The sequence below is a fragment of the Thermus composti genome (assembly GCF_014647535.1).
Classification (GTDB): domain Bacteria; phylum Deinococcota; class Deinococci; order Deinococcales; family Thermaceae; genus Thermus; species Thermus composti.
The window spans coordinates 1-18785 of the sequence record NZ_BMPJ01000020.1 but is presented as its reverse complement, the minus strand read 5'-3'; the positions used below and the strand labels follow the sequence as shown (position 1 = coordinate 18785).

Genomic DNA, 18785 nt, shown 5'->3' with positions numbered 1-18785 from the left:
TTACAGAGGGAAAGCAAGGAGGTTGCGATGAAAAAAGCTTTCTTGGCCCTTCTGGTCCTTTTGGGGCTCGCATCCGCCCAGACGCAGGTGCGTATCTCGGGTTGGGGCGGCACTGACATCGCTATCGTCAGCGGGCTTCTTAAGGAGGTGGTCCAGCCCAAGCTGGACAAGGAGGGGATTCGGGTCGTCTACGAGCCTATAGAGGGCGATTACACCCAGTGGCTCTTCAACGCCCTCTCCGCGGGCACGGCCCCGGACCTCTTCTACGTGGACGTCTTCTGGTCGGAAAGCCTCTTCGCCACGGGACGGGTGGCGCCTTTGGACCCTTACTTCAGCAAAGGGGAGATCGCGGAGTTCCTGCCCAACCTGATCCAGGCCTTTACCTACAAAGGGAAGCTTTACGGGATTCCCAAGGACTTCAACACCCTGGCCCTCCAGTACAACACCGACCTCTTTGACGAGGCGAAGGTAGCCTACCCCAACCAACAGGACACCTGGGAGACCTTTGAAGCCAAGCTCCGCCAGATCCAGGCCAAACTGAAGGACGTGGCCGGGCTCTGCGTGGTGCCCGATTTTGCCCGCTTCGGCGCCTTTGCCTTCGCCACCGGCTGGAAACCCTTTGACGAGAAGGGGCGCACCGTGCTGGACCAGAACTTCCGGCGCGCCTTTGAGTGGTACACGGGCCTGGTGAAGCGGGGTGCCGCCCGGGTGGCCCAGGACCTGGGCGAGGGCTGGACCGGGGGTTGCTTAGGCAGCGAGAAGGCAGCCACGGCCCTAGAAGGGGCCTGGATCGCGGGCTTCCTCCGGGACAAAGCCCCTAATCTTCCCTACCGGACCACCTTCCTCCCCCTGGACCCGGTGACCAAGAAGCGCGGAAACTTCATCTTTACCGTTTCCTGGAGCCTGAACGCCGCCAGCAAGAACAAGGAGGCCGCGGTCAAGGTGCTCAAGGCCCTCACCTCGCCGGAGGCCCAGCAGTGGGTTCTGGAACGGGGGCTCGCCATCCCGAGCCGCAAGGCCCTGGCCAACAACCCCTACTTCCAGCGGCCCGGGAAGGAGCCCGAGCTGAACCGGGTGGTCTTCCAAGGCTCCCTGGGCCAGGGAGGGTACGTCTACCCCTTCAAGTTCCTATCCTACGGCGGCGACTGGATGCGCCCCATCAACGAGGCCCTTCAGGCGGTAATGACGGGCCAGAAGGGCGTGGACCAGGCCCTTAAAGAAGCCCAGGCTGCCCTGGACCGGCTCATGCGGAAGTAGCGGATAAGGGGGAGGTCCCTGGCCTCCCCCTTAGGAACCCTGCCGCCATGCGGATCAAAGCCCGCACCCTCGAGGCCCTCTACGCTCTCCTTCTGCTCTTGCCGTTCCTCTTTACCCTAACGGTCTTCTTCCTCTACGCCTTCGTGAGGGCCCTTTACTTCAGCTTCACCGACTACGACCTCTTCAACCCGCCCCGCTTCGTGGGGCTTGGGAACTACCTAACCCTCTTCCGCGATCCCCTATTCCTCACCGCCCTAAGCCACACCCTGGCCTATAGCTTCGTGGTGACGGCGCTGCAAACGGCCCTGGCCCTCCTGGTGGCCATGGCCTTGAACCGGCCCCTTAAGGGGATTACCTTTTTCCGGACCCTCTATTACCTCCCCTCGGTGGTTTCCACGGCGGCGGCGAGCCTGCTTCTCCTGTGGCTTTTCCAGCGCACGGGCCTCGTGAACCAGGCCTTAAGCCTCCTCCTCGGCCATCTCCCCCACCTTGGGGCCTTCGCCCTCCTCTTCCTCGCCTTCCAAACGGCCCAGGTGCTCTGGGAACGGCGCCGCGGCCTTACCGTGCCCTTCTTTGACCCGGCGCTCGCCCTCTTCTCGGTGCCCCTCGCCCTGCTCGCCGCCTGGGGGCTCGGGGCGGCCGGGATCCTGGAGCCCTGGGAGGTCCGGGTGGAGATCCCCTGGCTTCCCACCACAGCCAGGTTCCTGGGCATCCCCTACCCCCTTTGGGCCATCATCCTCATGAACACCTACACCACCATCCCCACCCTCATGGTCCTTTTCCTGGCGGGGCTTAAGGGCATCCCCCGAACCCTTTACGAGGCGGCGGCCTTGGACGGGGCCACGCCCTGGGTCATGTTCACGCGGATCACCCTGCCCCTCCTCAGGCCCGTCCTCTTCCTGGTGATCACCCTGGGCTTGATCGGCACCCTGCAGCTTTTTGACCAGGTGCTCTTCGTGGGGGGTTCGGGCGGGGCGCCCCTCGAGGCCACCATCACCCTGGCCTACTACGTCTACGGCAACGTCTTCCCCTCGGGGGCCACGCCCCGGGTGGGCCTGGCCTCGGCGGCGGCCCTCTTCCTGGCGGGGCTTACCCTCCTTATCGTCCTCCTCCAGCGCCGCTTCGGCGTGAGCGAGAGGGGGTGGTCCGCATGAGCCCCAGGGAGGCCGCAAGGCGGCGCTGGGCCCGGGTGGCCTGGATCTACGGGCTCCTCCTGACCTTCGGCGTGTTCTTCGTGGGCCCCTTCCTCATGGGCTTCCTGGCCAGCCTTAAGCCCGACCCCCTGGAGTGGCCCTTCACCCTCCGGTTCGCCCAGGTGAGCCCCAAGAACTGGGCGGCGGCCTGGCGCCTGGGGCGGGCGGGCTCGGGGGATCCCTGGCTCGGGGGGATGCGCCCGGGGCGGGAGGTGGTCCTGGAGGTGGCCTATTTCTGGCCGGAGGACACCCCGCCGCCCCTCGAGGCCGCCGTACCCCGGCGCCGGCCGGGGGCCGGGATGGGGGCCGTGTTTGAGACCCCCTACGCCGCCGACCACGTGCGCCTCCTGGGGCCCGAGCTCGTGGAAAAAGCCCCTGCCCGCCTCGGGGAAAAGGAGGGGTACGCCTACCGCTTCCGCCTCCGGGTGGTCTACCCCGGGGAAGGGCCCTTCCTGGAGCGGGTTCCCCTGGACCTGGAGGCCCCCCGCGGGGCCCTCTACCTGGGGGCCACCCTGGACCCCACCCGCTTTGAGCGCCGGGGAAGGGTGGCGAGTTGGGACAACGTGGTCCCGGGGTTTGTGGGCTACGTCTTCCACAACTACGTGCGCGCCTTCCGCGAGGCAAGGAGCCTGGAGACCGGGGAGAGCCTCTTCCTGCGCTGGACCTTGAACTCCTTTTTCCTGGCTGCGGTCAAGGTGATCACCACCCTGGTCTTCGCCTCTATGGCGGGCTACGCCCTGGCCCGGCTCCGCTTCCCCGGGAGGCAGGCCCTCTTCCTCTTCATGCTCTTCAGCATGATGGTCCCCGGCCAGGTGACCTTCATCTCCAACTACCTGGTGCTCAAAGACGGCATCTTCGGCCTCTCCAAGCTCTTCGGGGTGGAGACCCTCCTCAACACCTATACCGGCCTCATCCTCTCGGGGCTCGTGGGGGCGGGGGCGGTCTTCATCATGAGGCAGTTTTTTGAGTCCATTCCCAGGGAGGTGGAGGAGGCCGCCCTCATCGACGGGGCCACCCCCTGGCAGACCCTTTTCCGCATCGTCCTTCCCATGTCCACCCCCGCCTTGGGGGCCGTGGCCATCCTCACCTTCCAGGGGACCTGGAACGAGTTCTTTTGGCCCTTCGTGGTCCTCACGAGCCCGCGGGAGATCTACACCCTGCCCTTAGGCCTCCTCTCCTTCCGCAACGCCTACGGGCAGGTGGGGGACTGGGGGCTCATCCTGGCCGGGGGGTTCTTCTCCATGGTCCCCGTCCTCGTCCTCTTCGCCGTTTTCCAGCGCTACTTCGTGGAGGGCGTAAGCGTGGGCGCCCTAAAGGAGTGAGCCGTGATCCCCCTCAAGGAAGACGACACCTACCTGGTCCTGAACCCACGGGGCTTCGCCGAGGAAGGGGCGGAGGGCTTCTACCGCCACGACACCCGTTTCCTCGCCCGCTACCGCCTCCTCCTCCCCGAGGGGCTTGCCCTTCTGGAAAGCTGCACCCCCAGGCCCGACCGCCTGGTCCAAGACTGGGCCCGCTTCCAGGGGCCGGACGGGGAGCTCTACCTCCGCCGGAACCTCCGGGTGGAGCGGGGCCGGGTGCGGGAGGCGCTTTCCCTCCACAACCTGGGCCGCAAGCCCCTGGAGGTCCGGCTTAGGCTGGAGGTGGAGGGAAGTTTTGAGGACCTCTTCCAGGCCCGGGGCTGGTCCCCATCCAGGGCGCACCGGGGGCTTTCCTACCGGGCCCCGGACGGGGTGGAGCAGCGGGTAGAGGTCCTTCCCTCCTGGCCCCTGGAGGGGCTTGCCCTAAGCCTCGCCCCGGGGGAGGTGCGGAACCTCGGGTTTGAGGTCCTTCTGGAAAGCCCCCTGGGGGCCTTGGGGACCCTTCCGAGCTACGAGGCCTTCCTGGAGGCCTTCCCCTTGGGGGAAGGCCCCTGGGCAAAGCCCTTGCGCCAGGCCCTTCTGGACCTCAGGGCCCTCCTCCTCGCCACCTCCGAGGGCCCGGTCCCCGTGGCCGGCATCCCCTGGTTCGTGGCCCCCTTCGGCCGGGACAGCCTCCTCACCGCCTTCATGCTCCTCCCCTGGGGCAAGGAGGTTGCCCGGGGGGTGCTCCGCTACCTGGCCCGAAGGCAAGGGCGGACCCGGGACCCCTTCCGGGAAGAGGAGCCCGGGAAGATCCTCCACGAGGTGCGCCTGGGGGAACTCTCCCGCCTGGGCAAGGTGCCCTTCGCCCGCTACTACGGCACGGTGGACGCCACCCCCCTCTTCCTGGTCCTCCTCGGGCGCTACCTGGACCTCACCGGGGACCTCGCCTTGGTGCGGGAGCTCAGGCCCCACTGGGAGGCCGCTCTGGCCTGGATGGAGGCCGCCGATCTGGACGGGGACGGCCTCTTGGAGTTCGCCCCCTCGGGCGGGGGGCTTAGCGTGCAGTCCTGGAAGGACTCCCACGACTCCATGAGCCACAAGGACGGCCGCCTGGCCGAACCCCCCCTTGCGGTGAGCGAGGTCCAGGGGTACGCCTACGCCGCCCACCTGGCCGCCCGGGAGTTCTACCGGGCCCTCGGGGAAGAGGGGAAGGCGCAAGAAGAGGAAAGGCGGGCGCAGGCCCTTTTCGCCCTCATCCAGGAGCGCTTCTGGCTGGAGGAGCTCAGGACCTATGCCCTGGCCCTGGACCGCAACAAGGAGCCCCTTAGGGTGAAGGCCTCGGACGCCGGGCACCTCCTCTGGGCGGGGGCGGTGCCCGAAGAGCGGGCCCAGGACCTGGCCCGCACCCTCCTCTCCGAGGAGCTTTGGTCGGGCTGGGGGGTCCGCACCCTGGGAGCCCGGGAGGCCCGCTACAACCCCCTCTCCTACCACAACGGCTCCGTCTGGCCCCACGACAACGCCCTCTTCGCGGGGGGCCTCTTCCGCTACGGCCTGCGCGAGGAAGGGGAGCGGGTGGCCCAGGCCCTCCTGGAACTCGCCCTCTCCCAGCCAGACCTCCGCCTCCCCGAGCTCGTGGGGGGCTTTCCCCGGGAGGAAGGCCTTCCCCCCGTGCCCTACCCCGTGGCCTGCCGCCCCCAGGCCTGGGACGCGGCGGCCCTCGTCTACCTCTACGCCCTCCGGAAGGGCGTGCGGGCGTGGTAGCCCTAAGCCTCGAGCCCCGAAAGAAGGCTGGGGTAGGCCTCTCCCAAACCCCCCGGCCGAGGGCGCCTCTGCTGCCCTCGCCCCTTTCCGGCAGAAGGGGAGGGCGCGGGCCCTTTGGGCAGAGAATTCACGGGGTTTAGGAAAACCCCTTCTCCCCCAGCCCAAGCTCCCGCAAGGCCCGCTCCCGAAGCCCCGCCCCTTCGCCGGCCCAAGGGGTCCCCTTGAGCCTCCCCCAAGCCTCCTCGTCCAAGGGGTCCAGCCGGAGGGCGGCGAGCCAGTCCTTGGGCCGGGGGCTTTGGAGAAGGCGGCGCTTTCGCGCCTCGAGGTAGGCCCGGGCCTCCTCGTCCAAAAGGGGGTGGTCCAGGCCCTGGTAGGGGCAGGCGGGCGGGGCCTCGGGATCCCGGAGGTCCAAGTAGAGCTCCGGGGCCTCGAGGTTCAGGCCGTAGGGCCGGGTCCGGAGGAAGTAGGGCGGGACCCCCTTGGGGCGCCCCGGCTCCAGGGCGTTCACCACCTCCCACCAAAGGACCCGGAACTCCCCCGGGGAACCCCCCAAGGCCTCCAGGAGGTCCTCCTTGGCCCAGGAGCGGAGGGTGAGGAGGGCGAGGAGGAGCCTTGCCTTCTCCCTCCGGAAGCGCACCGGCCTCCCGTCCACCCGGACCTCAAACCCTCCCAGGGCGCGGATCTCCACCCGGACCCCCGGGTGGTAGGCCACGGGAAGCCGGTCCAGCCGCCAAAGGGCCCGGCGCACCCGGGAAAGGGGCGGGACGAAGAGGGTCTTGCCCGCCAAGAAGGGGTAGCGCTCCAAAAGGGCCTCCCACCCGTCCCGGAAGGGGTAGGCCTGGGCCAGGGCCTTAAGGAAGGGGTCGGGGACGAGGAGAGGCGGGAGGGGAAAGTCCACCCCCCGGCGCAGCCAGGCCAGGGCCACCACCAGGGTGAGGAACCCCTCCACCCAAAGGTCCCCCGAGGCCCGGGATAGCCGGACCATCTCCCGGTAAGCCCCCTCGTCCCCCAAGGCGGCAAGCCCCCCCAGGGCCTCCACCCTCAGCCGGGCGGGCCCCCCTTCGCTCAGGGCGAGGGCCGACCGATAGGCAGCCTCCGCCTCCTCCAGGCGGCCCAGGGCCAAAAGGGCATGCCCCCGCCGGGCCTCCGCCAGGCTCACCCCGAAGGGGCTTCCCAGGACCTCCGCCTCCCACCTTCCCCGCTCGGCCCAGCGCAACCCCTCCTCGGCATCCCCCGCCACGCACTCTAGAAGGGCCCTAAGGAGGCTTCCCTCCCGGTGGTTCTGGGGCGGCCGATAGAGCCCCGGGTCCTGGGCCTCCCGCAGGAGGGCCAAAGCCTCCTGGGGCCGGCCCTGGCGCAGGAGGAGCCGGGGGCCAAAGAACCCCAAGGCCAAGGCCTCCTCCGTCCGGCCCTCGTTCAGAAGGTTTTCCGCAAGGAGGCCCCGGGCCTCCTCGGGAAAGCGCCTTAGGGCCTCCTCCAAATAGGGCCTCGCCCGGGCGGGCTCCACGGTATCCAAAAAAAGCCGCACCAGGCCCAGATAAGCCCGCTCCTCCCCTGCCTCCAGGGCCCGGCGGTAGGCGGCCTCCGCCTCCGGGTAGCGGCCCGCCTGGCGCAGGGCCTCGGCCTCCAGGAGGAAAAGCCCCTTCCGCCCCCGGCGCACCTCCTCAGGCAGGCGGGCGAGGAGCCTAAGGGCGGTGTAGGTGAGGCCCTTTTGGAGCCAAGCCTCCCCCTCCTTCAGGAGGAGGTCGGCGGCGTGGCCCAGCCTGCCCGCCTCCAGGAGGAACTCCGCCGCCCGCACCCCTTTCCCCCGCCCCAAGGCCTCCTCCGCCGCCCGGGCCAGGAGGGCGCGGGCCTCGGCCTCGGAGAGGAGGGCCTTGAGGGCGCTCCGCACCAGGGGATGGAAGCAAAGCCGCCCCTCCCGCCTTTCCAGGAGGAGGTCCTCGGCGAAGGGGAGAAGGAAGGCCCCTTGCGCCTCCGGCACCTCTCCCCAAAGGGCCAAGCGGCTGGCCTCCTCCAGGACCTCCTTGGGCAGGGTTTGGGCCAGGTAGGCGGTAAGCCCTTGGGCGCTCTCCAGGGCGAGCTCGGGCCTAAGGCCCCTCCGCATGGAAAGGAGCACGAGCCTTAGCCCCAAGGGCCAGCCCCGCACGAGGCTTAAGGCCCTTTCCACCTCAAAGGCGGGAAGCTCCGGGGCCAGGGCCTTGGCCAGCTGGCAGGCCTCCTCGGGGTCAAAGGCGAGCTCCTGCTCGGAAAGGACCGTGAGGAAAGCGAAGGGGGCCGCCTTCCGGGAGAGGACCAAAAGCCTAAGCCCGGGAAGGCGCAAAAGCCCCTGGAGGGCCCTAAGGACCCCGGGGCTTTCCGCCCGGTGGGCCTCGTCCAGGACCAGGTAATGGGGGCCCAAGGCCTCCAGGGCCTGGAGGAGGGTTTCCAGGGCCTTGGGCCAGGCCCCCGCCTCCAGCAAAGCCCCCACGGCGGCAAGCTCCGCCCGGCCCCGGTAGGCGGCCACGAGGTGCCAGAGGAAGACCACCGGGTCCTTGGCCTCCTCGTCCAGGGACAGGTAGACCCCCTCCACCTCCGCCGCCAGGCTCGTCTTCCCGTACCCCGCCCCCGCGGCCAGGGCCACCCCGGGGCTTTTGCGGAAGGCCTCTTCCAAGAGGCGCAAGGGGCGGACCCTTCGCACCTCCCTGGCGGTGCGGGGGGGAAGGAGCCTCGAGGGGGGAACGGGGTAGGGCATCCCCCCCATTATGGGGCCTTCCCACCCTGTAACGTTCGTGTAACGCCCTTCCCCTACCTTGAGGGTGGATGTACCTGAGAAGCCTTGGGGTCTACCTGCCCAAAGGGCGCATGGACGCGGATGAGATTGCCCGGCGTTCGGGTCTGCCGCCGGAGGTGGTGCGGGAAAAGCTCGGCCTCCTGGAAAAGCCCACCCCCGGCCCCGAAGACCACCCGGCGGAGATGGCCGCCTGGGCCGCGAAGGAGGCCCTGGCGAAGGCGGGGCTACCCGGGGAGGCGGTGGACTGGGTGGTCTCCATCGTGGAGGAGTACAAGGACTACCCCGTCTGGGCCACTGCCCCCTACCTTGCCCTAAAGGTGGGGGCCTCCCGGGCCAAGGGGCTGGATCTAAACCAGAAGTGCGCCTCCCTCATAGGGGCCCTGGAGGTGGCCCGGGGCCTCTTCGCCACCCGCAAGGAGGTGGGGGCAGTCCTGGTGGCGGGGGGCTACCGCAACGGCGACCTCGTGGACTACCAAGACCCCCATACCCGCTTCCTCTACGATCTGGCCGCAGGAGGGGCCGCAGCGGTCCTTACCCGGGAAGGGCCGGGGCTTAAGCTCTTGGGCCTCGCCCACCGCATGGACCCCGGGCTGGCCCTTTCGGTCAAGGTCCCCGTGGGGGGGACCCGGGCTCCCCTCACTCCGGAAAACCTCTCCCAGTACCGCCTAAGGGTGGAGGATCCCGAGGGGATGAAGCGGAGGCTGGACGCCACCTCCATTCCCAGCTTCCTCGGAGTAATCCGGGAGGCCCTGGAGGAGGCAGGGTACACGGAGGCCGACCTGGACTACCTCGCCCTCCTTCACATGAAGCGCTCCGCCCACCGGGCGGTGCTCGCGGGGCTCGGCCTTTCCGAGGGGCGGTCCATCTACCTGGAGCGCTTCGGCCACCTGGGACAGCTGGACCCCCTCCTCTCCCTGCGGCTCGCCTGGGAGAAGGGGCTTCTCAAGGAGGGGAGCCTCGTGGCCCTGGCGGCGGCGGGGGTGGGGTACTTCTACGGGGCTGCGGTGCTCCGCCTGGAAGGAGGGCTTGATGCTTAACCCCAACTGGCTTGGCCGCCTCGCCGCCTACCACCCCGACAGGCCCGCCCTCTGGTTCCGCGGCGCCTGGCTCACCTACGGGGAGCTCTACCGCAGGGCCAGGAAGGCGGCGGGGAGCTTAAGGGCCCTCGGGGTCGCCACGGGGGACCGGGTGGGCCTCCTCGCCTGGAACCACCCCGCCTACTTGGACCTCCTCTTTGCCGGGCCCCTCCTCGGCCACATCCTCACCCCCTTCAACCACCGCCTAAGCCTTTCCGAGCTCAAGGCCCTCCACGCCTACACCGAGCCCAAGGTGCTCTTCTTCGGGGAGGGGTTCCAGGAGGTGGCCCAGGCCCTGGACCCCAAGGCCCTCCCCCTGGAGGCCCTCTTGGAGGCCGAGGAGGCGGAAGAGGCCCTGGCGGTGGGCCTCGAGGACCCCGCCCTCCTCCTCTTTACCGGAGGGACCACGGGGCTACCCAAGGGGGCCCTCCTCCCCTACCGCCAGCTTTTGGTGAACGCCCTGGAGACCGCCTTCGCCTGGGGGCTTACCCGGGAGGACCGGTACATCCTCGCCACCCCCATGTTCCACGCCGCCCTCAACGCCCTGGCCACCCCCCTCCTCTACCTGGGGGGGCAGGTGGTGGTGGAGGAGCGCTTCCGCCCCGAGGAGTACCTGGAACTGGTGAAGGCGCACCGGCCCACGGTCCTTTTCCTGGTGCCCACCATGTTCCAGATGCTTGCGGAAACCCCGGGCTTCCCGGAAGCCGATTTCTCCTTCGTGCGCTTCGCCATCTCCGGCGGCGCCCCCTGCCCCGCCCCCGTGCGGGAGGCCTTCCGGAAGCGGGGGGTGCGCTTCAAGCAGGGGTACGGCCTCACGGAGTGCGGCGTGAACTGCTTCGCCTTTGAGCTGGAGGAGGCCGAGGCCTACCCGGAAAGCGTGGGCCGGCCCATGCCCCACCTCTGGGCCCGGCTGGTGCGGGAGGACGGGAAGGAAGCGGGCGTGGGCGAGGCCGGGGAGCTTTGGCTCTCGGGGAACGTGGTGATGAAGGGCTACTTCCGCCGCCCGGAAGAGAACGAGAAGGTCTTCGTCTGGGACGGGGAGCGGCTTTGGCTTAGGACCGGGGACCTGGCCTACCGGGATGCGGAGGGGCGGTACTACATCGTGGGGCGGAGAAAGGAGATGTTCATCTCCGGGGGGGAGAACGTCTACCCGGTGGAGGTGGAACGGGTCCTCTACGACCACCCGGCGGTGAAGGAGGCGGCGGTGGTGGGGGTCCCGGACCCCCGGTGGGGGGAGGTGGGGGCAGCCTTCCTCGCCCTCCGGACCCCCCTAGGGGAGGAGGAACTTAAGGCCTTCCTCAGGGAAAGGCTCGCCGGGTACAAGGTGCCCAAGCACCTGATTTTCCTGGAGGAACTCCCCAAAAGCGGCCCGGGCAAGGTGCATAAGGAAGCCCTAAAGCGGCTTTGGAAGGAGCGGTATGGCCAGGCTTAGGTACCAACTGGAGGGGGAAGGCCCCCCTGTGGTCCTTCTGAACGGGATCTTCCAGCGCCTGGAAAGCTGGGACCCGGTGGTGCCCCACCTTAAGGGCTTCTCCCTCCTCCGCTACGATATGCGGGGCCAGGGGGAAAGCGAAGCCCCCCAAGGGGTCTACACCCCCAGGGTCCACGCCGAAGACCTCCTCGGGCTTTTGGACCAGCTGGGCTGGGAAAGGGCGGCCCTCGTAGGGCTTTCCAACGGGGGCGTGGTGGCCATGGAACTGGCCCTCCTGGCCCCGGAGCGCTTCACCGCCTTGGTGCTCTGCTGCACCACCCCTTACCTGGACGCGGCCCTAAGGGCCAAGGTGGAAAGCTGGCTTCTCGCCCTTAGGGCCGGGGGAAGCGCCCTGCGGCTCCGGGTGGCCCTGCCCTGGGTCTACGGCCAAACCTTCCTCCAAGCCCACCCTGAGCTCCTCGAGGAGGCGGGGCTTGCCCCCCTCCTCGCCCAAGCCCCTGGGGCGGAGGCCCAGGAGAGGCTCCTTTTGGGCTTCCTGGCCCTGGAGGACCTCCGGCCCCGCCTGAAGGGGCTCTCCCTTCCCGCCCTGGTCCTCTACGGGGAGGAGGACCTCCTCTTCCCCAGGCCTTACGCCGAGGCGCTGGCCGAAACCCTTGGGGCGAGGCTAGGGGACCTCCCCGCGGGGCACGCCGCCCCCGTGGAGGCACCTAAAGCCTTCGCCCAGGCCGTCCGCGCCTTTTTGGAGGAGGTGTATGCTTAGGTATCTGGAAGCGGGAAGCGGAACCCCAGTGGTCCTGGTCCACGGCAACTTCGCCTGCAAGGAATGGTGGCGGGAACTCCTGCAAGACCCCCCGAAAGGGGCCCGCCTCCTCGCCCCGGACCTCCCGGGCTTTGGGGAAAGCCCGGCCCTCGAGGGCTTCACCCCCTCCATCCCCGCCTACGCCGAGGCCCTTAGGGCCTTCCTGCAGGAGCAGGGAGCGGAAAGGGGCGTCCTGGTGGGGCACTCCCTAGGGGGGGCGGTGGCCATGGAGGCGGCCACGGAAAAGACCCTGGGGCTTCTCCTCCTCAACAGCGCCCCGCCCACGGGCCTGGCCACCCCCGAGGCCTACTACCCCATCCTGGAAAGCTACCGGGAAAACCGGGAAGCCCTGGCCCAGGCCCTGGCCGCCATGGCCCCAACCCGGAGGCCCCCTTGGTTTCCCGAGCTGGTGGCCTGCGGCCAGCGGATGCACCCCGCCCACTTCCAGGGAAACGCCCGGGCCCTCGCCGCCTGGCGGCTCGCCAAGCCCTTCGTGGGCCCCGTCCTCGTGGTCCACGGGGCCTTGGACCCCCTGATCCCTCAGGAGATGGCCGCGGCCACGGCGGCCTTCTTCCCCCGGGGGAGGCTTCGGGTCCTGGAGGGGGTGGGGCACTCCCTCAACCTGGAGAACCCGGGGCTCCTCAAGGAGATCCTGGAAGGCTTCCTCAAGGAGGTGGCGGGATGAGGTTCCAGGTGGGGGACAGGGCCAGCTACACCCAGACCCTCTCCGAGGCCCACGTGGCCCTCTTCGTGGGCGCCGTGGGGGACACCAACCCCCTCCACGTGGACGAGGCCTACGCCAAGCAGAGCCGCTTCGGGGGGAGGATCGCCCACGGGCTCCTGGTGGCCGGCCTCATCTCCACGGTGATCGGCACCCGGCTCCCCGGGGTGGGGGCGGTCTACCTTTCTCAGACCCTGCGCTTTTTGAAGCCCACCTACCTGGGGGACACCATCACCGCCACCGCCGTCGTCAAGGCGGTGCGGGAGCGGGAAAAGGGCGGGTACGTCCTCACCCTGGAGACCTTCTGCGAGAACCAGCGGGGCGAAAGGGTGGTAGAAGGCGAGGCGGTGGTGCTATGGGAAGGCTGAGCGGCCTACATCGGGCTAGGAACGCCCAGAGCGTCCTGGCCGAGTTCTGGCTCGTCCAAGGAATAGGGCACCGCTGGCCCGGGGGGAACCCTTTGGGAAGCTACACCGACCCCCAGGGGCCAGAGGCCAGCCGCAGGATCGCCGAAAGGTGGCTTGCGGCCTTAAGGAGGTGAAGGGAGATGCGGAAGGTATGGCTTTTGATCGGGCTTTTGGGCATGGCCTGGGCCCAGACCCAGGTCAAGGTGGGGGTCCTTCTCCCCCTTTCCGGCCCCTCCTCGGTCTCGGGGAAGGCGGCCTTAAACGGCATCCAGCTGGCCGCCGATGAGGTCAACGCCCAGGGCAAGGTCAGGCTGGAGCTGGTGGTGGCCGACGACGGCACCGACCCCGCCAAGGCGGTGCCCGCCCTCACCAAGCTCCTCACCGTGGACCGGGTGAACGTCGTCATCGGCGGGCTGGCGAGCGGCGTGACCTTCGCCCTTTCCGGAACCGTGAAGCAATACCAGCCCCTCTTCCTGGCCATCGGGGCGGCGAGCTCCGTGGTGGAGCAGGCCTTTGAGGGCTACCCCCTCTTCTTCCACTACCACCCCTGGGACTACCACAACGTGGCCGCCGCCCTCCAGTTCTTCCGCTACCTGGCCCAGGCGCACGGGGCCAAAAAGGTGGCGATCCTCTACGAGGACGGACCCTTTGGCTCGGCCGGGATCAAGGTCTACCAGGAGCAGCTTAAAAACCTGGGGTACCAGGTCCAGGCGGAGCCCTTCAAAACGGGAAGCGGCCAGTTCACCCCCGTTCTCACCCGCTTCAAGGCCTTTGCCCCCGACATCCTCTACTGGATCGGCTACGATGTGGATGCCCTCCCCATCGCCGCCCAGGCCCGACAGGTGGGCTTGAGGCCCAAGCTCATCTACGGGGCTCCGCCCTCCTGGCCCATCGGCTTTGAGAAGAACCCCCTTTCCCAGGACGTGGCGGGGATGACCGCCTGGCTGCCCACCGTCTCCAACACCGCTTCCCGGCGCTTCGTGGAGGCCTACCGCAAGAAGTACGGTGAGGTGACGGAGGAGTACATGGCCCCCATGGGCTACGTCATCGTGAAGAGCCTGGCCCAGGCGGTGGAACGGGCGGGAAGCGCCCAAAAGGAGCGGATCGCCGAGGCCCTGGCGGGCCTAAGGATGGACACCCCCTTCGGGCCCCTCTCCTTCAAGCCCTCGGACACCGGGAAGACCCGGTACCAGGGCTTCGGGCCGGAGGTCTGGTTCCAGTTCCAGTACATTCAGGGCACCCGGCGGCCCGTCTTTCCCAAGGAGAAGGCCACGGTGCCCTTCCGCTACCCCGGGGAGTACTACCTGCGGTGAGGGCCAAGGCCTAGGGAGAAGACCGTGGAGCTCTTCCTCCAAACCCTTCTAAACGGCCTCCTCATGGCGGGGGTCTACGCCCTGGTGGCCACAGGCCTCGCCCTCTCCCTGGGGGTGGTGGGCATCGTCAACTTCGCCCACGGCGAGTTCCTCATGCTGGGGGCCTACCTCTCCTACCTTCTCTTCGCCCTCTGGGGCCTAGACCCCCTCCTCTCCCTAGGCCTGGCCTTTGCGGCGGCCTTTGCCGTGGGGGGGCTCACCTACTACGGCCTCATCCGCCCCGTCCTAAAGGCCCCGGAGCTCAACCAGATGCTCCTCACCTTCGGGCTTTCCGTGATCTTGCAAAACCTGGCCCTCCTCCTCTTCGGGGCGGACACCCGGGTGGTGGCCCCGCCTTACCAGGCCGCCACCCTTACCCTGGGGCCCTTCTTCCTGGGAGCCGTCCCCTTTGGGGCTTTTCTGCTTTCCGCGGGGCTTTTGCTCCTTCTTCAGGCCTTCTTCACCCGGAGCCGGCTGGGCCTCGCCATGCGGGCCGTGGCGCAAAACCGCCTGGCCCCCGGGCTTTTGGGCATAGAGGCGGAGGGGGTCTACCTCCTGGCCTTCGGTTTGGCCGCCGCTTTGGCCGGGGCGGCCGGGGTGATGCTTTCGGTCATGCTCTACGCCAGCCCCACGGTGGGGTTCCTCTTCACCCTAAAGTCCTTTGCCATCGTGGCCCTGGCGGGCTTGGGGAACCTCAAGGGGGTCTTCCCCGCTGCCTTGGTCCTGGCCCTGGCCGAGGCCCTGGTGAGCACCTACGTGCCCGGGGGTGGAGGATGGGTGGAGGCGGTCTTCTTCCTGGTGCTCTTCCTGGCCCTGGTGGGCCGCTCCCGGAGGGCGCTATGAGGGCGGTCCTCGGCCTTCTCCTCCTCTTCGCCCTCCTTCCCTTCCTCCCCCTGGGGGACTGGCGGGCCTTCGTCTTGGACGTGGGGTTTTTCGTCCAAGTCCTCGCCGCCTTGGCCCTCTCCTGGGACCTGGTGGCCCGGACCGGGCAGCTCTCCTTGGCCCACGGGGCCTTTTTCGGTCTGGGTGCCTACGGGGTGGGGCTTTTGGCCCCCGAGCTGGGCACCCTCCCGGCCCTCCTCCTGGGGGCCCTTCTCGCGGGGCTTAGCGCCCTCCTCCTCGGGGCGGTGGCCTTAAGGCTTCACGGCCTCTACTTCGCCATCGCCAGCCTGGCCTTCAGCGAGGTCTTGCGCACCCTGGCCCTGAAGCTCCCCTTCGCCGGGGGACCCATCGGCCTTCCGGTGCCCCCGGCCTTGGGCGGGGCCTGGCCTCTGGCCCCCTACTTCCTGGGCCTTGGGGTGCTCCTCCTGGCAGTGGCCTTAAGCCTTTGGGCCGAGCGGGGGGCCTTTGGGCTCGCCCAGGCGGCCACCCGGCAGTCGGAGGCCGTGGCCCGGGTTTTGGGGGTGCGGGTGGTGCGGGTCAAACTCCTCTCCCTCTTTTTGGGAAGCCTCACGGCGGGGCTTGCCGGTGGGGTTTACGGCATGAAGACCCTTTTCCTCAACCCTTACGATGCCTTTAGCCTGGCCCGGGCGGTGGAGGCCTTGGTTATCCCCATCTTCGGCGGGCTTTACTCCACACTGGGCCCCCTTTTGGGCGGGGTTTTGCTGGTGAGCCTCGAGCAGGCCCTAAGGCTTTGGATCCAGGAGGGGTATCTGGTGGTCTACGGGGGGATCCTCGTCCTCGCCATCCTCTTCCTGCCCAAGGGCCTCCTCGGCCTTTTGGGAGGGCGCCGTGGCTAGGGTCCTGGAGGTCCAAGGGGTGAGCCGGCGCTTCCTGGGGCTTCAGGCCCTGAGGAGGGTGAGCCTCCATTTGGAGGAGGGGGAGATCCTGGCGGTGATCGGCCCCAACGGGGCGGGGAAAAGCACCCTCCTCAACGTGATCACCGGCCTCCTAAGGCCCGACGAGGGACGGGTGGTCCTCCTGGGGGAGGACGTAACCCCCCTTCCCCCCGAGGCCCGGACCCACCGGGGCCTGGGGCGGGCCTTCCAGATCGTCCAGCCCCTTCCCGAGCTCACGGTGCGGGAAAACCTCCTGGTGGGGGCCCTTTTCGGGAAGCCCAAGGCCTCGAGGCGGGAGGCGGAGGCCTGGGTGGAGGAGGTCCTTGAGCTCACGGGGCTTACGGCGAGGGCCGAGGCTTTGGCCTCGGAGCTCACCCTCCTCGAGGACAAGCGCCTGGAGCTCGCCCGCGCCCTGGCCACGAGGCCCAAGGTCCTCCTCCTGGACGAGGTGATGGCGGGCCTCCGGCCCAAGGAGGCCCAGGAGGCGGTGGGGCTTATCCGGAGGATCCGGGATAGCGGGGTCTCCATTCTCTTCATTGAGCACCTCATGCCCGTGGTCAGGGCCCTGGCCGACCGGGTGGTGGTCCTGGACCACGGGGAGAAGATCGCCGAGGGCCGCTACGAGGAGGTGGCCCGGGACGAGCGGGTACGGGAAGCCTACCTGGGGAGGCGGGCATGAGGCTTGAGGTCAAGGACCTAGCGACCGGCTACGGGAAGGCCCAGGTCCTCTTCGGGGTGAGCCTGGAAGTGAAGGAAGGCGAGCTCGTGGCCCTCCTGGGGGCTAACGGGGCGGGCAAGACCACGCTCCTTCGGGCCGTCTCCGGCCTCCTCCGCCCCTGGCAGGGAGCCGTCCTCCTAAACGGGCGGGACCTAAAGGGGCTTTCCCCCGCAAGGAGGGCGCGCCTGGCCCTAGGGCACGTCCCCGAGGGGCGGCAGCTTTTCCCCCTCATGACGGTGGAGGAGAACCTAAGGCTTGGGGCCGCCTTCCTCGCCCCCAGGCGGGAGAAGGAGGGCTACGAGCGGGTTTACGCCCTCTTCCCCCGCCTCGCGGAGCGGCGCAGGCAGCTTGCGGGAACCCTTTCGGGGGGCGAGCAGCAGATGCTCGCCATCGGCCGGGCCCTCATGGGCTTTCCCCAGATCCTCCTCGTGGACGAGCCCTCCTTGGGCCTCTCCCCCCGGCTCGCCGAGGAGGTGCTCCTGGCCCTGAAGGAGGTGGCCCGCGGGGGGGTGGGGGTGCTCCTCGTGGAGCAGAACGTGGCCCTCTCCCTGGAGGTGGCGGACCGGGCCTACGTGATGGAGCAGGGCCGGATCGTCCTGGAAGGCTCTCCCCAGCGCCTTTCCGCCGACCCTAGGGTGCGGGAAGCCTACCTGAGCCTTTAAGTACCTCACCGTGGCTTTGGCTGCCCGAAAAAAGGCCGGGCCTTCCGGCAAGCCGAGGAGGGGCTCACCGAGGCCCACCCATAAGCCGGCGCACCTGGAGGGCCATGCTGGCCAAGCACAGGTCCTCCACCCGCTGAAGCCTGAGGCCGGTGAGTTCCTCCACCCGGTGGAGCCGGTAGAGCACGGTGTTGGGATGAAGGCCCAGGCGGCGGGCGGCCCCCTTGAGGGAAAGCCGGGCCTGGAGGTAGGCCTCCAGGGTGCCGAGGAGCTCGGGGTGAGGTCCTAAGGGAGCGAGGAGGCGGAGAAGCCGGTCCCTTCCTTTGGGGGACTCCAAAGCCATGGCCAAAGGCCAAAGGAGGCGGACCGGGTAAACCCCCGGGGGCAGGTCTAGACCGTGGCCAAGGGCCAGGGCCTCCTCCAGGTCCCCTTGGAGTTCCAGAAGGTTCGCCCCCTCCGCCACCCAAAGGCAGGCGGCGCACCCGCGGGCCAGGGCCTTAAGCCCCTCCTCCACCTCCGCCAAGGGAGCGGCCAAAAAGAGGAGGGGGCCGAAGGGCGCCTGGTGGTAGGCCATCCGCTCGGGGGGAAGGCCCAGGTACCGCGGGGCCAGGGCGATGGTCTGGGCGTGCTTTAGCCCCACCGCCAACCCCGTAAGGGGGCCTTGGGGCAGGACCCCCTCCAGGGCCAGCTGGTACCCCCGGGCCGAGGCCTCGCTCACCCGGTCCAGGATCTCTGCCACCTTCGGGGCGAGTTCCGCCAGGTGGCCCGGGGCCTCGGAGCGGAGGGCCTCTAGGGCATCCTTGGCCCACAGGCGGTAGGCCCGTAGGAGGGCGGGAAGGGAAATCCCCTGGCGTTGCCGCCGCTGCCCCACGGCCAGGGCCACGTTCTCCACCCGCGCTTCCGCTTCCCCCTCGAGGGCCAGGAGGTACTCGTAGGAGACCACGGCCACGTCCCGCTGGAGGAGGGCCCTGTCCAGCCGGGCGTAATCGGGAATCTCCCGGGCGTAATGCCAGGCCATGGCCTCGGCCCAGGCGCGCAGGGTGGAGCGAAGCACACCCATAGCTTCCGGCTCTTCCCAGTATACCAGGGGCCCCCTTGGGCTCAAGCACAAAAAGACCCCGTCTAGGCTTAGGCCCGGTCATGATGACGTTTGTCCCCGAGGTCGGCCATAATGCGGGCCGAGCCAAAAGGTAAGGGAGGGTTCCATGCTCAAGAACCTGGTGGGCGGTCGTTGGCAGGAGGTTTCCCGTCCCACCCTTCCCGTGTACAACCCGGCCACGGGGGAGGTGCTGGAGGAGGTCCCCCTCTCGGGGGAGGAGGAGGTGGACCGGGCGGTCTGGGCCGCCGAGGAGGCCTTCGCCTCCTGGAAAGAGACCCCCCTCACCGAGCGGGTCCGCCTTATGTTCCGCTTCAAGGAGCTTCTGGAGAAGCACTTTGAGGACCTGGCCCGCCTCGTCACCCTCCACCACGGGAAGACCCTGGAGGAGGCCCGGGGGGAGGTAAGGCGGGGGATCGATGT

General features: G+C 68.9%; 18 protein-coding genes. 16 read left to right on the top strand and 2 right to left on the bottom strand.

The window, feature by feature from the left end; genetic code table 11:
- Window positions 1-27: 27 nt before the first annotated feature.
- From IEX93_RS08355 to IEX93_RS08340, 4 genes are read left to right on the top strand one after another with little or no spacing between them, the layout of a single operon-like run.
- Entirely contained in the window at window positions 28-1257 is a 1230-nt protein-coding gene (locus tag IEX93_RS08355) for an ABC transporter substrate-binding protein (protein WP_188847753.1), read from the top strand.
- Window positions 1258-1304: 47 nt separating this feature from the next.
- Window positions 1305-2411: a carbohydrate ABC transporter permease gene (locus IEX93_RS08350; RefSeq protein ID WP_188847752.1), complete on the top strand. Its 1107-nt coding sequence runs from the start codon at window positions 1305-1307 to the stop codon at window positions 2409-2411.
- Window positions 2408-3772: a carbohydrate ABC transporter permease gene (locus IEX93_RS08345; protein ID WP_188847751.1), complete on the top strand. Its 1365-nt coding sequence runs from the start codon at window positions 2408-2410 to the stop codon at window positions 3770-3772. The genes IEX93_RS08350 and IEX93_RS08345 overlap by 4 nt, the downstream gene beginning before the upstream one ends.
- A 3-nt stretch (window positions 3773-3775) precedes the next feature.
- A complete protein-coding gene (locus IEX93_RS08340; RefSeq protein ID WP_188847750.1) occupies window positions 3776-5554 on the top strand; it encodes a glycogen debranching N-terminal domain-containing protein in 1779 nt (592 codons plus the stop codon).
- A 136-nt stretch (window positions 5555-5690) separates the two neighbouring features.
- Here the strand turns inward: IEX93_RS08340 and IEX93_RS08335 are convergent, their stop codons facing one another.
- Complete coding sequence (locus IEX93_RS08335) at window positions 5691-8285, bottom strand: MalT transcriptional regulator family protein (RefSeq protein ID WP_188847749.1); 2595 nt, start codon at window positions 8283-8285, stop codon at window positions 5691-5693.
- Between the two features lie 68 nt (window positions 8286-8353).
- Here IEX93_RS08335 and IEX93_RS08330 point away from each other — a divergent pair, with 68 nt between their 5' ends.
- From IEX93_RS08330 to IEX93_RS08280, 11 genes are read left to right on the top strand one after another with little or no spacing between them, the layout of a single operon-like run.
- Complete coding sequence (locus IEX93_RS08330) at window positions 8354-9361, top strand: 3-oxoacyl-ACP synthase (protein WP_188847748.1); 1008 nt, start codon at window positions 8354-8356, stop codon at window positions 9359-9361.
- Window positions 9354-10832, top strand: a complete 1479-nt coding sequence (locus tag IEX93_RS08325; RefSeq protein ID WP_188847747.1) for a class I adenylate-forming enzyme family protein — start codon at window positions 9354-9356, stop codon at window positions 10830-10832. The genes IEX93_RS08330 and IEX93_RS08325 overlap by 8 nt, the downstream gene beginning before the upstream one ends.
- A complete protein-coding gene (locus tag IEX93_RS08320) occupies window positions 10819-11592 on the top strand; it encodes an alpha/beta fold hydrolase (protein ID WP_188847746.1) in 774 nt (257 codons plus the stop codon). The genes IEX93_RS08325 and IEX93_RS08320 overlap by 14 nt, the downstream gene beginning before the upstream one ends.
- Complete coding sequence (locus IEX93_RS08315) at window positions 11585-12316, top strand: alpha/beta fold hydrolase (protein WP_188847745.1); 732 nt, start codon at window positions 11585-11587, stop codon at window positions 12314-12316. Before IEX93_RS08320 ends, IEX93_RS08315 begins: the two co-directional genes overlap by 8 nt.
- Window positions 12313-12720 carry a MaoC family dehydratase gene (locus tag IEX93_RS08310; RefSeq protein ID WP_188847744.1) on the top strand — a complete coding sequence of 136 codons (408 nt, stop codon included), beginning with the start codon at window positions 12313-12315 and terminating at the stop codon, window positions 12718-12720. Before IEX93_RS08315 ends, IEX93_RS08310 begins: the two co-directional genes overlap by 4 nt.
- Window positions 12708-12893: a hypothetical protein gene (locus tag IEX93_RS08305; protein WP_188847743.1), complete on the top strand. Its 186-nt coding sequence runs from the start codon at window positions 12708-12710 to the stop codon at window positions 12891-12893. The genes IEX93_RS08310 and IEX93_RS08305 overlap by 13 nt, the downstream gene beginning before the upstream one ends.
- A gap of 6 nt (window positions 12894-12899) precedes the next feature.
- Window positions 12900-14072: an ABC transporter substrate-binding protein gene (locus tag IEX93_RS08300; RefSeq protein ID WP_188847742.1), complete on the top strand. Its 1173-nt coding sequence runs from the start codon at window positions 12900-12902 to the stop codon at window positions 14070-14072.
- 24 nt (window positions 14073-14096) lie between these two features.
- The gene (locus tag IEX93_RS08295) at window positions 14097-14954 is read left to right on the top strand and encodes a branched-chain amino acid ABC transporter permease (RefSeq protein WP_188847741.1); all 858 of its coding nucleotides are present in this window, start codon (window positions 14097-14099) and stop codon (window positions 14952-14954) included.
- On the top strand, window positions 14951-15850 hold the full coding sequence (locus tag IEX93_RS08290; protein ID WP_188847740.1) for a branched-chain amino acid ABC transporter permease: 900 nt from the start codon (window positions 14951-14953) through the stop codon (window positions 15848-15850). Before IEX93_RS08295 ends, IEX93_RS08290 begins: the two co-directional genes overlap by 4 nt.
- Entirely contained in the window at window positions 15843-16568 is a 726-nt protein-coding gene (locus IEX93_RS08285) for an ABC transporter ATP-binding protein (RefSeq protein ID WP_188847739.1), read from the top strand. The genes IEX93_RS08290 and IEX93_RS08285 overlap by 8 nt, the downstream gene beginning before the upstream one ends.
- Window positions 16565-17269 carry an ABC transporter ATP-binding protein gene (locus IEX93_RS08280; RefSeq protein ID WP_188847738.1) on the top strand — a complete coding sequence of 235 codons (705 nt, stop codon included), beginning with the start codon at window positions 16565-16567 and terminating at the stop codon, window positions 17267-17269. Before IEX93_RS08285 ends, IEX93_RS08280 begins: the two co-directional genes overlap by 4 nt.
- Window positions 17270-17333: 64 nt before the next feature.
- On the opposite strand, the gene IEX93_RS11820 is transcribed toward IEX93_RS08280, so the two are convergent.
- The gene (locus tag IEX93_RS11820; protein ID WP_275943684.1) at window positions 17334-18326 is read right to left on the bottom strand and encodes a PucR family transcriptional regulator; all 993 of its coding nucleotides are present in this window, start codon (window positions 18324-18326) and stop codon (window positions 17334-17336) included.
- Between the two features lie 145 nt (window positions 18327-18471).
- Here IEX93_RS11820 and IEX93_RS08270 point away from each other — a divergent pair.
- A partial coding sequence (locus IEX93_RS08270) for an aldehyde dehydrogenase family protein (RefSeq protein ID WP_188847737.1) occupies window positions 18472-18785 on the top strand: 314 nt, incomplete at its 3' end.

What these genes read in the sequence shown, in the direction of transcription:
- IEX93_RS08355 (WP_188847753.1), top strand. Translation starts at nt 28, where the DNA reads ATGAAAAAAGCTTTCTTGGCCCTTCTGGTCCTTTTGGGGCTCGCATCC.
- IEX93_RS08350 (WP_188847752.1), top strand. Translation starts at nt 1,305, where the DNA reads ATGCGGATCAAAGCCCGCACCCTCGAGGCCCTCTACGCTCTCCTTCTG.
- IEX93_RS08345 (WP_188847751.1), top strand. Translation starts at nt 2,408, where the DNA reads ATGAGCCCCAGGGAGGCCGCAAGGCGGCGCTGGGCCCGGGTGGCCTGG.
- IEX93_RS08335 (WP_188847749.1), bottom strand. Translation starts at nt 8,285, where the DNA reads ATGCCCTACCCCGTTCCCCCCTCGAGGCTCCTTCCCCCCCGCACCGCC.
- IEX93_RS08330 (WP_188847748.1), top strand. Translation starts at nt 8,354, where the DNA reads ATGTACCTGAGAAGCCTTGGGGTCTACCTGCCCAAAGGGCGCATGGAC.
- IEX93_RS08325 (WP_188847747.1), top strand. Translation starts at nt 9,354, where the DNA reads ATGCTTAACCCCAACTGGCTTGGCCGCCTCGCCGCCTACCACCCCGAC.
- IEX93_RS08320 (WP_188847746.1), top strand. Translation starts at nt 10,819, where the DNA reads ATGGCCAGGCTTAGGTACCAACTGGAGGGGGAAGGCCCCCCTGTGGTC.
- IEX93_RS08315 (WP_188847745.1), top strand. Translation starts at nt 11,585, where the DNA reads ATGCTTAGGTATCTGGAAGCGGGAAGCGGAACCCCAGTGGTCCTGGTC.
- IEX93_RS08310 (WP_188847744.1), top strand. Translation starts at nt 12,313, where the DNA reads ATGAGGTTCCAGGTGGGGGACAGGGCCAGCTACACCCAGACCCTCTCC.
- IEX93_RS08305 (WP_188847743.1), top strand. Translation starts at nt 12,708, where the DNA reads ATGGGAAGGCTGAGCGGCCTACATCGGGCTAGGAACGCCCAGAGCGTC.
- IEX93_RS08300 (WP_188847742.1), top strand. Translation starts at nt 12,900, where the DNA reads ATGCGGAAGGTATGGCTTTTGATCGGGCTTTTGGGCATGGCCTGGGCC.
- IEX93_RS08290 (WP_188847740.1), top strand. Translation starts at nt 14,951, where the DNA reads ATGAGGGCGGTCCTCGGCCTTCTCCTCCTCTTCGCCCTCCTTCCCTTC.
- IEX93_RS08280 (WP_188847738.1), top strand. Translation starts at nt 16,565, where the DNA reads ATGAGGCTTGAGGTCAAGGACCTAGCGACCGGCTACGGGAAGGCCCAG.
- IEX93_RS11820 (WP_275943684.1), bottom strand. Translation starts at nt 18,326, where the DNA reads ATGGGTGTGCTTCGCTCCACCCTGCGCGCCTGGGCCGAGGCCATGGCC.